Raw genomic sequence first — 15,022 nt, 5'->3', positions numbered from 1 at the left:
TAAGGAGGAACATATATGATTGAAAATAAAAATAACACACCTTCTGCTAAATCCGGAAAAGAGCAAAAAAAAGAAAAAGAAAAATGGATTTAAAGTTTTTAAAATTATATTATTATCATTATTAGTTATATGTGTGTTGATTGGAGTGGCCGCTGGAGGACTCGCACTTGCAGTCATAAAAACTGCGCCTGATTTAGACATAAATGAAATTATTGCTGCTAGTGAAGCCTCTAAGATTTATGATGACAAAGGTAATTATGTGGACAGCATAATTACTCCTCACAAAAAAACAGTAATTAAGTATGAAGATATGCCTAAAAATCTTATTAATGCTTTTGTAAGCATTGAAGATGAACGTTTTTTTAAGCACAAAGGTATAGATTTAAAAAGAATTGCTGGTGTTACATTAACACATATTAAAAATACACTTCAGGGGAAATCTGCTCTTGAAGGCGGTGGAGGTTCCACTATTACACAACAGCTATTAAAAACTACGCTTTATGAATTCCAGAATGAAACCTTTGCACAAAAAATAAAAAGAAAAGTTCAAGAATGGTATTTAGCTCCTAAGCTTGAAAAAAAGGTAGGTAAAAAAGCTATATTAGAAGCTTATTTAAATACTATATTTTTAGGTGGTAGAGCCATAGGTGTTGAGGCCGCTGCTCAACAATATTTTGGAACTTCTGCTAAGAACTTAAATCTTATACAATGCGCCTTTATTGCTGGTTTAACTCAAAGTCCATCTGTATATTATCCATATTCTAAAACCTCAACAAAGGACCCTTCTAAATATATAAATAGAACAAAAACAGTTCTTAGCAAAATGAAAGAAAATGGCTATATTTCTGATAAGGAATATGAAGATGCCATAGCTGAATTAAATATAGAAAAGAGTTCAGTAACACAGGATAAAGATGTCCAAACTCTAGGAAAAACTGTACTTGGAAGAGCTACTTCTAAAGACGATAGATATAATTTTGAATGGTTCTCAAGAGCAGTTGTGAGTGATGTAAAAAAAGACTTAAAAGAAGTCTATAATTATACCGATGATGAAATTGAAAACTTATTAATGAATGGTAATTTAAAAATTTACAGCACAATGAATAAAGATCTTCAAACTAAAGCACAGCAGATTTTAGATGAAGATTCTAAGTTGAACAGTTTTTCTCGTACTGATAAAAACAATATAGTTCACCCTCAAGCTTCTTTAGTAATTACAGATTATCATACTGGTGAAGTCAAAGTAATAATAGGTGGTAGAGGAAAACAGCCTGCTATGTCTTATAATAAAGCATTAGACGCTAAGGTACCACCTGGTTCTAGTATAAAACCATTAACTGTTTATGCTCCTGCCATTGATACGAAACTTGCTACAGCTGCTACTGTAATAGAGGATTCACCTCTTTCACCGGAACTGGCAAACAAGTATGGCTCCAACGGAAAACCTTGGCAACCAAAGAACTCTAATGGAGTATATTCTGGGTACTTGAACATGAGAAACGCTATAAAGGATTCTGTGAATTTATATGCAATAAAATTGGAAGACATGATTGGCTTAGATACAGGTGTTAGATATGGAGAAAAATTTGGTATAAAATTTGATGATGCAGATAAACATAGTATAGCTGCTTTAGCTCTTGGCGAGCTAAGTTATGGTACAAATACTTTTACCATGGCTAATGCTTATGGAGTTTTTGGTAATAATGGTCTATATACAGAGCCTAGACTATATACACGAGTTGTAGATAGAACAGGTAATACTATACTGGAAACTAAAATTGAAACTCGAAAAGTAATATCTCCTCAAGCAGCTTATATAATGTATGACTTACTAAAAGAACCTGTAAGAGGTGGTACTGCTTATCGAGCTAATGACAGTTATACTAGTGATATACCACTAGCTGGAAAAACCGGTTCTTCTACTAATTTTAAGAATGTATGGTTTTCTGGACTTACTCCTTACTACTCAGGTTCTATATGGATAGAAAATAAATATCAACAGGCTATTTACAGCAGTCATGCAGCTTACTTATTTGGTAAAATAATGAACGAAGCAGTTAAAGACCTTCCTGTTAAGGATATTACTCCTCCTTCAGGTATAACAAGTTCAGCAGTAGATAGAGTATCTGGATTGCTCCCTTCTGAACTATCCTATAGAGATCCTAGAGGAAGTCAGGTTTATACTGAATTATTTATAAAAGGTACCGTTCCTACTACTGTAGATAATATTCACGTTGAGGCTCTAGTAAACAAATTTAATGGTAAATTAGCTACTCCTTTTACACCTTCAAGCTTAACTGAATCTAGAGTGTTTATAAGAAGAGATTATATTCCTAGTGTTCCATTAGCAGATCAACAATATGTACTGCCTAGGTCAGAAGATAATAGCACTCAATATTCTACAGATAAGCTAGAAAATGAAGTTCCTGATGATGATTTAATAGATGAAGATTTAGAGGATACAGATGATGAAGACGCAAAAAATATAGATGGTAGTACAGATAATGTTGAAAATAATTCAGATAATGAGAAAGATGATACCCCTGTAAACAATACTAATGATTTTATTTCAAAATTTAAAAACAAAATTAGTAATTAAATATTCAATAAATTAAGTGGAAACCAAAACTTTGGTTTCCACTTAATTTTATATTTTTGACTTAGGATTAAAAATTATTGCCATCAAATATCCAAAAAGAATTGCTGCACTTATTCCAGCTGCAGTACCTTTTATTCCTCCTGTAAAAGCTCCTAAAAATCCTTTTTCATCTACTTCCTTTATCACAGACTTTGCTAGGTTATATCCAAAACCAGGAAGAGGCACACTAGCTCCTGCTTTACCATATTTTATTATAGGATCATATATTTTTAATGCTCCAAGTATTACACCACTTGTAACAAATATCACTAGTATCCTTCCAGGACTTAGCTTTGTCTTATCCATCAGAATTTGTGCGATAACACAAATTATTCCTCCTACTAAAAAAGCCATAATATAATCATTCATATTATTTCCCTCCAAACTCTATGGATATTGCATGAGCAATACCTGGTATACTTTCACCTTGAAGTGATGTTGTAGGGCTCATTAATGCTCCTGTAGATACTAGCAATACTCTTTTAAAGTTCCCTTTTAACATATTCTTATATATATAACCACAGCTTACTACAGCAGAACAACCACATCCACTTCCTCCACACTGAACCTTCTGTCTTTCTTTATCAAATATTTCATCTCCGCAATCGATATAATTTTCACTCAAATCGTAACCATATTCTTTTATAAGTTCTATTGTAATTTTTTTACCTAACATTCCTAAATCACCAGTAGCAATTAAATCATAATCCTTAGGACTTCTACCTGTATCTAAAAAATGTTGTTTCAATGTATCTACTGCAGCTGGAGCCATGGCTGAACCCATATCATTGGCATCAGTTTGACCATAGTCTTTTATCTTTCCTAAAGTCACATAAGTAACATAAGGAAAGTTTCCGTTCTTCCCTAAAAGCATTGCCCCAGAACCAGTTACAGTCCATTGAGCTGTAGGTGTTCTCTGACTTCCCATTTCTAATGGAAACCTAAACTGTCTTTCTGCAGATGAAAAATGTGATGACGTTGCTGCAATTGTATAGTCAGCATAATCCGCATCTATTAATAAAGATGCAACAGCTAAAGACTCTGACATAGTAGAACATGCTCCATAAAGGCCCAAAAATGGTATGTCTATATCTCTAGCTGCAAAGTTTGATGCAGCGGTTTGATTTAATAAATCACCTGCCACTAAGTAATGAATATCCTGCTCTTTTAAACCTGCCTTCTTTATTGTTTCTTTTACTGCTTTGTACATTATGCTGCTTTCTGCCTTTTCGAAACTGTCCTCTCCATTTAAATCATCTTCCAATATAATATCAAAATAATCCTTTAAAGGCCCATCACCCTCTTTAGGACCTACAATACTTGTAGTAGCAATTATTTTAGGCTTATTATCTAACCTTATTGTTTGACTTCCTGCCCTTTTTGTCATATAAACACCCCACTTTTTTAAGTGTAAAATTAGTTTTAAATAAAAGAAATGCCTAAATCAAACTTAGGTTTAAAAAGTTTAGTGCTTAAACTTTGTCCTTTAATCATTAAAATAATGTCATAAAATAATAAATAATTCCAACTATAATTGACGAGCCGATGCCATATACTAGCACTGGACCTGCTATGGTAAACATTTTTGCTGCTACTCCAAAAACAAAACCTTCTTTTTTAAACTCCATAGCAGGAGCTACAATAGAGTTTGCAAATCCTGTTATTGGTACTACAGATCCTGCTCCTGCAAAATCTCCAATTTTATCATAGATACCAATTCCAGTCAATAATGCACCTAAAAAAATCATAGTAATAGATACAAAAGCTCCTGTTTCCTCAACGCCAAGACCGAGATTAGAATAAATTTCATTAAATACTTGACCTATATCACATATAAGTCCTCCTACAACAAAAGCTTTTATACAATCTTTTACTAAGTGTGATTTAGGCATCTCTTTATTTGTTATGTCTTTAAATCTTCTTATTAAATGTTCTTCTTTAACCTTCATATCTATACCTTCCTATTATAATTTTTGTTTATACTTATTTTTTGCAATAAAAAATTTTTTAAACAAAAATTTATATAAAAAAATAGGATACATCTTTTGTATCCTATCCACTGAGCTTTTCTTTCATAATTTTAAGCACTTTTTTTTCTATTCGTGAAACCTGTACTTGACTTATTCCTAACATTTTTGCTACTTTCACTTGAGTTATATCTTTAAAATATCTAAGTACTATAATTTGCCTTGACCTTGCATCCAATTTGTTTAAAGCTTCTTTTAAAGCTATTTTGTCCAAAGTCTCTGTACCTTCATTTTCACCTTGTTTTATTTTATCAATAAGGTAAACTGGTGAACCATCATCTTGATGTATAGTATCATATAAATATTTAGGTTCGTTAACAGCTTCTATAGAAAAGATAACTTCTTCCGAAGTCATGCCTGAAAACTTTGCCAATTCTTCTACAGTAGGTTCTCTATTTAATTGCTTTGTAAGTTTTTCCTTATCATAATGCAGTTTTCTTGCAGCGTATTTTACACTTCTACTAACCTTAATTAATCCATCATCTCTTAAAAAGCGCTTTATTTCTCCCATAATCATAGGTACTGCATAGGTTGAAAATTGTACATTGTAATTTTCATCAAAATTATTTACTGCTTTTACCAGGCCCATACATCCTATTTGAAATATATCATCGTATTCATATCCTCTGTTTAAAAATTTTTTGCTTATGGAAGAAACCAAAGGAAGATTATTTTCAATGAGCTTATCTAAAGCTTCTTTATCTCCAGACTTGGCCTTTTGTATCAAGTCCAAATTTTCCTCATATTTGTATATATTACTTTTAGCTATATCTTCACTCATAATTTATCCAAACCAAATTCAAGGTTTTTCCTCCTTCCTTTAAAGACCTTTAATTCAGAGATTTAAACTTTTTTTTCATAGTAATCCTAGTCCCACTTCCTTCACTCGATTCAACTTGTAAATCATCCATGAATGTTTCCATTACAGTAAATCCCATTCCGGATCTCTCCAAGTCTGGTCTTGAAGTGTATAAAGGCTGCATGGCAAGTTCTAAATCTTTTATTCCTATTCCTTTATCTTCTACTTTTATAGTGATTTCGCCGTCATTTATTTCTGATTCAATTGTAACTATTCCATTTTCATGTCCATAGCCATGGATTATTGCATTAGTAACAGCTTCTGATACTGCAGTTTTTACATCTGAAAGCTCCTCTATTGTAGGGTCTAATTGAGATATAAAAGCTGCTACTGCTACTCTGGCAAAGCTTTCATTTTCTGACTTGCTTAAAAACTCTATTTTCATTTTATTATGACTCATTATTTCTCCCCCCACTACATATTATCCAAAGCTCGTTCTACACTGTCGTATAAAGGAATAATCTTAAACATCCCTGATAGTTCAAATACTCTCTTAACAGAACCAGTTACCCTTGTTATATATACTTTGCCCTTTTTTGATGATAATTTTCTGTATCTTCCTATGACAACACCTATGCCTGAGCTGTCCATAAATGTTACTCCCGAAAAATCCATTATAAGCTTATTACATCCTTCCCTTTCTAGTCTATCATCTACTTTATTTCTTACTTCTTCTGCACTATGATGATCTAATTCTCCCATCATATGCACAATTAGCTTATCCCCTTTATTCTCAAAACTAAGATTCATTTTACCCCTCCCGTAATTATAAAAATAACTGTCTTTATAATTAATTCTATACTTTTTACTAATTTCCTTCATTATTATGAATATTTTTACGCTTATTTCTATTATTTCCATATTTTTATTAATTATACAAAAATAAAGATATTCGCAAGACTTTGCTAAATATCTTTATTTTGTATATTCTTCGATTATATTTATCTCTTCTTTACTCAAATTAAATATTGTATGTAAATCTTCTTCCTCTAAACATTCTTTTTCACCCATGGTAGGTATACAGAGCTTCATCAGATTATTTGGGTAATACTCGTATAAGTCATCTCCTAATTTTTTAGCAAAACTTTGAAAATAAAATTGATATACTCTGCTATTTAATAATGAAATCAAATATTTATAGGTAAATGGAACATTGTCACGCAATACTAAGGCATATACATCAGCACTAAAATAATTTCCTTTATCTAAGGCAAATCTATTACTGCTGGACTTATATGGAAATATTATCTTTTCTTCATCAAAAATTTCTCTTTTTCTTCCCCACTGAAGCTCATACCATTTGCGTACTCCTCTTTTACACTCTCTTCTTTCTACAAGCTTGTGCTTTAATCTTCCTATATGGTTCATGGCATTTTCATATTCTTGTGGATTTTCTATTAAATCAGAATAAATTAGATATGTATCCTGTTTGTCTACATTTCCTCTATTTATGCAGCTGCTTTTTATCCAAGGCTTTATAATATCTTTTTCTAAATCTTCTTCATCTATTGTTTTTTTATCTACTATAAAAGCTTTATCACATCCTGTAATAATCCCCTGATAACTTTCACATATATTATATAAGTTTGTAAAACTTCTTTCTTCTATTTTGGATATTATATCCCTTTCTTTTTTATCTCTTAATATCCATCCTTTATTGTTTAAAAGATTTTTATTTATATAAAACCTTCTATAATAATTCTCCTCATTCAAAAATAAAGACTTATAAAATTTATCCTTATTTTTTCTTCTGCTGTCTATAGGTTTTATTACTTCTATATTCTCTTCTCTCTCCTGCTCATTGATTAAAAATATGATAACAGGGTCTACACCGGCCTTTTTAAAAGGTCTTATCCCATAAAAATCAACTATCTTATATAAGGAACAAACTTCTTTTAATACCTTTCTAAGTTCTTCTCCACTTGGAGCTTCTATAAAATATCTTGAAGTTATAAAAGCCAATCTTCCCTTTCTATTAAGCCTATCTAAGGCCTCTTTAAAAAAGCAATAGGATATGTCTCCTTTATCCTTATAAATTTCTTTAAATTTTCTTTTTAATTTCTTACTATAGTCTTTATCTATAGACTTATGCCCTACATATGGTGGATTTCCTATTATAATATCATACTTATCTTCTATATCATCTATTAAAAAATCTGAATTTTTAAAATTGCTGCTATTATAGTGTCTGCTAATTGAAAACAGATCTATAGCCAAAATTTTAAGAGCTTTTTCATCTATATCAAGACCAAACAAATTATTATCAATAATATGCTTAGGTATATTCTCTTTTGTCAGTGCAATATTATTTTTTTTATTTATTTCCCCTAAATTATCCTCATATAGGTAATTTAATCTTTTATAGCATGCTAGTAAAATATCTCCGCACCCACAAGCTGGGTCTATGACCTTGATAAAAGGATTATTTATTAAATCTTCTTTTAATATTACTTCCTTTGCCATATAATCGGCTATTTCTTTTGGTGTGTACACAACTCCTTCAGATTTTCCTCTTTCCTTTTCTGTAAGCTTTATATACATAGTTGAAAAATTATCATTACATATATTAAAAAATTTTTTTTGCTTTTCTATGGCCATTATTTTGAATACATCGTCTATAGGCGCATTTATTATGTTGTATAGTTCATCTATTTCTTTTAAAAAAAGTTCAAGCATTTTCATCTCTCCAATTACAATAAGGCCTGTAATAAATTACAATTTAAACATTATTTGATTTTTGAATACACTATGTCTAGTATTTTTGATCTATAATCTGATGCTTCTTTTTTTATTTTTTCGCAGTTCTTTATTATGTCATCTTTATACTTTTCATCTTCAATTCCAGTTAAGTTTATATTTACGTTTAGAATGGAACTTTCAATAGCAGCATATAAAAGTGCAGCTCCTACCCCTGCATCAGATATTACATTACTACTTCCATACTCCGCTGCTATATATATATATTCATAAAGTTCTATACATGACTTTGCTAGACTAAAAGGAACCTCTAAAGCCTTTTTATATCCTTTCTGCATTTCTTCATTTCTTATTGATTTTTCTTCATCTGTATTTTTAGGGAGCTTAAAAGCCTCCATAAAGCTTCCAAAAGCCTCCTCATCTCTTTTCATAAATTGTAACAATATTTTATTATATTCCTCACATGCTTTTAGAGCATGTGTAATTTTGTTTTTTATTTCATCATCATAGCTTTCATATGCCTTTTTTCCTATGGTTAGGTTGAAAACCATAGATGCTAATGCACTTGATAAAGCTCCGCTTAAAGCTGCTGCGCTGCCTCCTCCTGGAGTAGGTTTACTTGAAGACAAATCATTAATGTAGCCTTCTATAGAAATACTTTTCTCCATATATTATCTCCTTTCCAACTGCACATAAATTTATTCTAAATATACATATTGTCTATGTCAAGAAAAAAGCCATGTCAGAGCGATTCTTCCATGGCATAAAAAGTATTATTCTCTTAATGATGTACTAAAACCTTCACATTCTGGTCCATATAAGATTCATTCCACTTGTTTGCATAAAGATAATCTCTTACATCCTTCTTAGGTTTATGAGGCTTTTCTTCCTCTTCTTCAGCACTTTCTCCTATTGGAGTTAAAGCTACTACTCTATAGTTATCAGGTATTTCTAAAGCTTCTTTTATTTTTTTCTCATCAAAGGATGCTATCCAGCATGTTCCATATCCTTCTTCTGTAGCTGCAAGTATCAAATGTTCCATTGCTATAGCACTGTCAACCAAGTATAAGTCTTTTTCTTCAACGAAACCAGAATCATTAGGATCTGCAACTATTACAATGGCAGCTGGAGCATTGGATACAGCCTCTGCTGTTTCATAAGACTTGTTTATTATAGCTCCTGCTATAATATCCTTTAAATTATCCTTATCTACAATAATAAATTTATACGGAGTTGAATTTTTCCATGATGGTGCCCTCATGGCTGCATCTATTATCTTTAATAACTTATCTCTATCTAATTCGCCAGTCTTAAACTTTTTTATACTTTTTCTCTTTTTAACTACATCGTAAAATTCCATCATATCACTCTCCTTCTACCTTATTGTTCCTAGTAGAAGGCTTTATTATACGAGTGGTGTAATGAATCTTATTATTGAGAAATCCTATTTAAATTATCATTTAAATATTTTATTATTTTGTCCCAGTCAAAATTTTCTTTACATAGTTTACAAGTATTTGAGGAATATTCTTCCATATGATTGCTAGTCATAAATTTTTCTAGCTGCAAAGATAAATCTTCTGTGTCATCTATGTTAACTACCGCTCCATTTCCATCTATTACAAGCTCTCTTGCAATTCCTACATCGGTGGATACAATAACATCTCCTAAAGCTGCTGCTTCAATAAAAGCTATACCAAAACTTTCAAACTTTGAAGTAAGAGAAAATATCTTAGCCTTTTCATATTCTTTAAACAACTCTTCTCTGCTGCTTATTTCCCCTGTAAACTCTACCAATTCTCTCATATTAGGATATTCTTTAAAGAATTTATTTATATATTCTTTAAATCCAACTTCTATAGGTCCAACTATCCTAAGTTTCCATCCTAAGTTTTGTATATTTTTTACCTTAGCAAATGCATTTAATAGCATCTGCGTATTTTTTTCTTCTGCACCTACTCTAGCCACACTAAGGATTATGTTTTTTTTCTTACTATAATCATAGTTTATATTTTTGCTAATTAAGTAGGTATAGTCAATTCCATTAGGTATATTGATAATTTTATGTTTTTGTCTTGGTAAAAGTTCTTTTAATTTTTCAAACAGCACTTTTTGTTCTGCACTTATTAAGTCTACTTTATCTAAGTATTTATTTAATAACATATATTGTACCTTATTTAAAGATTCTATTCTTTCTATTAGTTTGTGGCTGCAATCTAGTTTAAGATAAATCTTTCCTCTTGGATTTAGCCTTTTGAACCTAAAAGCATATAAAAGAGAATATAATGTTACATGAAATATTTGAAGAATATCAATATTTTTTGCTTCTCTATTTAAATATCTAAGTCCATCCAAACTATAGTTATTATACTTTCTCTCAATAAAATCTATTTTTAGTCCTTTAACTTCTTCATTTAAATATGTATATTTATCTAGATTATAACAAGCAATCTTTGAGTCATATCCAAAATTTTTATATAGTTTATAAGGGATCATTCCCATCTCTTTTACCAAGTTTACATTCTTAGTATTGGGATACAAAACGCAATATCTCATATATCCCACCCTCCTTATGCTGCTTAATGCATTAGTTATTTCCTTTTTATCAATTCTTTTATTTCATCCTTAGATATATATTTAAAACCTATCAATGATATAAAATATATAATGACTGCAGTGACTATATTTATTATTACATTAACATGAATATATTTAAATATAAGTATTTGACTGCCCATTACTATTATTGAAGGTGAAAGCTTTAAAAAGTACTTAAGATAAGGCACCTTTATAACCTTTTCAGCTTCCTTTTTCATTAAAGCAAAATTAATTATTTCAGATAAAACTGTGGTAATAGCTGCTGCATTAATTCCATAAGCAGGAATTAACATTAAATTAAGTACAGCATTTGTTACAGCTGAAATAGTAACCGTTTTTAAATATGATTTTTCTCTATTCCAAGCATTTAAGCTGTATCCATAGTTTTCCCTTAAAAATAATATAAAAGCATATATTAATAGTATAGAAAAGACCATATATCCTTCTTTAAATTCTTCACCAAAAAGCAGTACAATAATTTGCTGAGATAAAAGTATTCCTCCTATCAACATAGGATATGCTATCATTACTATTATCTTCCACAGGTTGTCAATAGTATCTTTTAACTCTCTTAATTTATTATTATGAAATAGCTCTATAAGTATAGGAAAAAATGGAGTAAATATTATAGCTATTAGATTAATTAAAAAGTATATAACTTTATAAGCTGAGGAATACAAACCTAGTTCCCCATCAGTTCTCATAAATCCTATTATAATTGAATCAATGTTTCCATTTATAAGAGATAATAATGCAGAAAGTAAAAATGGTAATGAATTTAATATAAGAAATTTTATTTTGTCTGCAGTTATTACAGGTTTATATTTTAGCTTTTTTATTTTATAAAATACATAAGCATGAAAAGCTGAAGCCGCTGTCATACCTATAACCATAAATGCAGGAATTAAATGTATTTGATTCTTATCCTTCAAAAATATTATTGTCAAAATAAAAGGAAGGGCTGACTTTAATACATTGTATATTGCATTATACTGCATTTCCTTTGTACCAAAATAAAACCAGTCAATATTAAAAGCCAAAGGAAAAAGGGTTAATCCGTATATAGTCATAAGTCCCTTAAAATCTGTTCCCTTATTAGTAAAGCTCCCTATTAATACCATAATTAAAAAACCTATTAAAGCACATACTAATCTGAGAAATATTATATTTCCAGCTAAGTTTTCCTTAGATACTTCACTTTTAGATACTTCTTTAATTCCTAGGGTTTGAAATCCAAACAAGGTAAACATGGTAAAATAAGTTAATATAGATTGTGCTAAACTTATCTGCCCGAATTTATCTACGCCTAGAATCCTTGCATAGTAAGCTATAACTAAAAAAGTTAGGAATTGTGATACTATGTTAGCCGCGCCTATGGATAAAAAGTTCTTAGCTATATTCTTTATCTCTTTCACCACCCTAAACTGATTTATGTATTTCACTAAATTTTTATATTTACTGTCTTATTTTCCTTCTTGTATTAATTTGTTGACCGAATAACTTTTACTAGGAATTTAGGTATAACCATCAATCTTTTAATTCTAAAAGGTTCCTTTACAACTCTGTAAAGCCATTCTAACCCTAAATTAATCATCCATTTCGGAGCCCTATTTACTTTCCCAGCAAAAACATCAAAACTTCCTCCTACTCCCATGAATACTCTACATGGAAGAACATTAAAATACTTTTGTATAAATCTTTCTTGCCTTGGACACCCCATTGCTACAAATAAAGCAAAAGGACTTTTTTCCTGTATATCTTGTATTAAATCACTGCAATTATCTAAATCAAAATAACCATTATGACTTCCTGCAATCTTTAATCTAGGATATTTTGATATTATATTTACAATGCATCCCTTTAAAATCTCTTCCTTTGCTCCTACCAAGTATATGCTTTTATTTTCTCTTTCGCATTTTTTAATTATCTCTTCCATTATCTCAATTCCTGGTATTTTCTCTTTTACTGGATTTTTTACTATCTTTGAAGCTATAACAGTACCTATACCATCAGGTATTATTACCGAATTTGGATGAGTATACAATTGAAATAAAGCATCATCTTTAAGCCCACTATATAAAATCTCTGGATTTCCAGAGATAATGTTAATCTTTTCAAAGTTCTGTATATAACTCATAAATTCCGATTTTGACTTATTAAAAACATTATACTTTAGTATCTTTGTAAACATGTTTCCACCTACTATTCCTAAAACAATACTTTTAGAATGCTCCTTCTCTTTTAAATACACTTAGTACTGTTTTAAATAATATCTTTATGTCATATAAAATAGAAAAGTTCTTAATATAGGTTAAATCATAATATATAGTTTTACCAAGCTCTATTTCTCCTCTTCCACTCACCTGAGCAAGGCCAGTGATTCCCGGCAAGACTAACAGCCTTTGTTTATATTCTTCTGGGTAGAATTTTACCACATCAGGAATTTCAGGTCTTGGTCCTACTAGACTCATATTTCCAATAAGAACATTAAACAGCTGTGGTATTTCATCTAAACTTGTCTTTCTAAGGAAATCTCCAACCTTCGTTATTCTATTATCGCTTTTGCTTTGAAATACAAAATTCTCAATGTTATTGCAATCAATAGCAAGCTCTCTTTTCTTCTCAGCATCTGGAACCATGGTTCTAAACTTATATATTTTAAAAGGAACATTGTCTTTACCAACTCTTATTTGTTTAAATATAACTGGACCTTTGGAATCTAACTTAATAGCTATAGCAATTATTATGTAAAATGGAATAAGAATAATAATTCCAATAAGAGATAAAACTATGTCCATAAGTCTTTTTACAGCAAACTGAAGTTTTTTTGCTTCTATATCCTTTTCTACATCTATTATTATATTCTTTGCATTCATTAAAATCCTCTCCCACTCTTATACTTAGAAATATTTTACGCCATAAAATATCTCTAATACGCGCTATTTTGACAGTTACTATTATATATAATTCTTTCAAAAATAGCTACTAAAATCCAAAAGTACATACTTATTTTTGGTACGAAAAATAAATTATCAGAAATATTCATTATAAAGAATACTATTACAGATACGAAGAATCCTCTATAGAACTCTTTATAGAATTTATCATTTATAACATTTATCATTTTTTTTATTCTAATTAAAATTGATAATAGCATTAATATAAAAATACTTATTCCTGGTATACCAAGTTCACTCTGTATTTTTAAATAAGAATTATGACTTGGAAATTCATTATATATACCATATTTTAATTGTGGATACTTTTTTATATAATCTCCATATAACACAGTGTAATTACCATTGCCAACACCTAAAATAGGATGATCTTTAATCATTTTTACAGCTATTTTCCACATCTTTATTCTTGGATCATCTAGTAATGAGCTAAAGTCTTTAATTCTATGTCTTACTTGAGGTATTATTAAAGAACTTCCTATTCCTAAAATCAACAATATTATACCTCTCCAATTATACATTATAATTATAAGTACCATACCTATTAAAACTCCAAGCCATGTATTACGTGACATACTTAGAATTATACTTGATAATATTATTAACGTTGCTCCTGCATATAATAACTTTTTAATTCTTACCTCTTCATAAATAGTTAAAGCTATAAGAGGGAATAGTGATAATGCTAGAAATGCTCCTAAGCTATTAGGATTATCCATAGTTGATGTTATTCTAAAATCTACAGATAAACCTTTCCCATAGTATATGAACTTCTTGTCAAGTCCAATCTTTGTGAAATATTGTAATATTCCAAAAGCACTAACCATAACACAAACACTAATATACAATTTTAACATATTATCTATAACCATTTTTGAATTCACTTCATATTTAATTATAAAATAGATTATTATGTATAAAGTAAATCTTATAGTTTCACTTATTGATAGCATCTTATCAACAGCGTAAACAGTAGATATTCCCATTATAACAGCCAATAGAACCATCTCTATACTCCAATAACTTGTAAAAAAGTCTATAAGTCCAGTTATAAACCTTTTTCTTGTATCACTATAGATAAGAATGCTGATTAAATATACAAGAATTATTGCAAACAAAACAATATCTCCATAAAATATAGTTCCATTTAACTTAAATTTTGTAGGAATTACTGCTTGGCATATTAAATATAAATACAGCAGACAGCATAAAAGTTTATTTTTCATGGTAAAACCATCACCTTCCT

Annotated in this window: 15 protein-coding genes; 1 reads left to right on the top strand and 14 read right to left on the bottom strand. The window is 29.9% G+C overall.

Features of this window, described 5'->3' with window-relative positions; all coding sequences use genetic code 11:
• The first annotated feature begins 19 nt into the window (after positions 1-19).
• Positions 20-2,599 (top strand): transglycosylase domain-containing protein, encoded by a 2,580-nt coding sequence (locus ACFWTK_RS01090; protein WP_415874313.1) that lies wholly within the window; start codon positions 20-22, stop codon positions 2,597-2,599.
• A gap of 48 nt (positions 2,600-2,647) precedes the next feature.
• On the opposite strand, the gene spoVAE is transcribed toward ACFWTK_RS01090, so the two are convergent.
• From spoVAE to ACFWTK_RS01020, 14 genes are all read right to left on the bottom strand, one after another.
• On the bottom strand, positions 2,648-3,007 hold the full coding sequence (gene spoVAE / locus ACFWTK_RS01085; RefSeq protein WP_415874312.1) for a stage V sporulation protein AE: 360 nt from the start codon (positions 3,005-3,007) through the stop codon (positions 2,648-2,650).
• 1 nt (position 3,008) lies between these two features.
• On the bottom strand, positions 3,009-4,025 hold the full coding sequence (gene spoVAD / locus ACFWTK_RS01080) for a stage V sporulation protein AD (RefSeq protein ID WP_415874311.1): 1,017 nt from the start codon (positions 4,023-4,025) through the stop codon (positions 3,009-3,011).
• 106 nt (positions 4,026-4,131) lie between these two features.
• The gene (spoVAC, locus tag ACFWTK_RS01075; RefSeq protein WP_415874310.1) at positions 4,132-4,587 is read right to left on the bottom strand and encodes a stage V sporulation protein AC; all 456 of its coding nucleotides are present in this window, start codon (positions 4,585-4,587) and stop codon (positions 4,132-4,134) included.
• Between the two features lie 103 nt (positions 4,588-4,690).
• A complete protein-coding gene (gene sigF, locus ACFWTK_RS01070) occupies positions 4,691-5,446 on the bottom strand; it encodes an RNA polymerase sporulation sigma factor SigF (RefSeq protein WP_415874309.1) in 756 nt (251 codons plus the stop codon).
• Positions 5,447-5,495: 49 nt separating this feature from the next.
• Positions 5,496-5,924: an anti-sigma F factor gene (spoIIAB, locus tag ACFWTK_RS01065; RefSeq protein WP_415874308.1), complete on the bottom strand. Its 429-nt coding sequence runs from the start codon at positions 5,922-5,924 to the stop codon at positions 5,496-5,498.
• Between the two features lie 14 nt (positions 5,925-5,938).
• Entirely contained in the window at positions 5,939-6,274 is a 336-nt protein-coding gene (gene spoIIAA / locus ACFWTK_RS01060) for an anti-sigma F factor antagonist (protein WP_415874307.1), read from the bottom strand.
• A gap of 165 nt (positions 6,275-6,439) precedes the next feature.
• Positions 6,440-8,200: an Eco57I restriction-modification methylase domain-containing protein gene (locus tag ACFWTK_RS01055; RefSeq protein WP_415874306.1), complete on the bottom strand. Its 1,761-nt coding sequence runs from the start codon at positions 8,198-8,200 to the stop codon at positions 6,440-6,442.
• A gap of 50 nt (positions 8,201-8,250) precedes the next feature.
• Complete coding sequence (locus ACFWTK_RS01050; RefSeq protein WP_415874305.1) at positions 8,251-8,889, bottom strand: cyclodeaminase/cyclohydrolase family protein; 639 nt, start codon at positions 8,887-8,889, stop codon at positions 8,251-8,253.
• Positions 8,890-9,002: 113 nt separating this feature from the next.
• Complete coding sequence (locus ACFWTK_RS01045; RefSeq protein ID WP_415874304.1) at positions 9,003-9,581, bottom strand: nitroreductase family protein; 579 nt, start codon at positions 9,579-9,581, stop codon at positions 9,003-9,005.
• 71 nt (positions 9,582-9,652) lie between these two features.
• Entirely contained in the window at positions 9,653-10,777 is a 1,125-nt protein-coding gene (locus ACFWTK_RS01040) for a glycosyltransferase family 4 protein (protein ID WP_415874303.1), read from the bottom strand.
• A gap of 35 nt (positions 10,778-10,812) precedes the next feature.
• Entirely contained in the window at positions 10,813-12,234 is a 1,422-nt protein-coding gene (locus ACFWTK_RS01035; protein WP_415874302.1) for a flippase, read from the bottom strand.
• A gap of 65 nt (positions 12,235-12,299) precedes the next feature.
• On the bottom strand, positions 12,300-13,010 hold the full coding sequence (locus ACFWTK_RS01030) for a WecB/TagA/CpsF family glycosyltransferase (protein WP_415874671.1): 711 nt from the start codon (positions 13,008-13,010) through the stop codon (positions 12,300-12,302).
• 31 nt (positions 13,011-13,041) lie between these two features.
• Positions 13,042-13,695 carry a sugar transferase gene (locus ACFWTK_RS01025; protein WP_415874301.1) on the bottom strand — a complete coding sequence of 218 codons (654 nt, stop codon included), beginning with the start codon at positions 13,693-13,695 and terminating at the stop codon, positions 13,042-13,044.
• 53 nt (positions 13,696-13,748) lie between these two features.
• The gene (locus ACFWTK_RS01020) at positions 13,749-15,002 is read right to left on the bottom strand and encodes an O-antigen ligase family protein (protein WP_415874300.1); all 1,254 of its coding nucleotides are present in this window, start codon (positions 15,000-15,002) and stop codon (positions 13,749-13,751) included.
• Positions 15,003-15,022: the final 20 nt, after the last annotated feature.

The organism is Clostridium sp., from assembly GCF_047777555.1.
Classification (GTDB): Bacteria; Bacillota; Clostridia; order Clostridiales; family Clostridiaceae; genus Clostridium_H.
The sequence above is the reverse complement of the archived record's forward strand: the minus strand, read 5'-3'. Positions and strand labels throughout refer to the sequence as shown.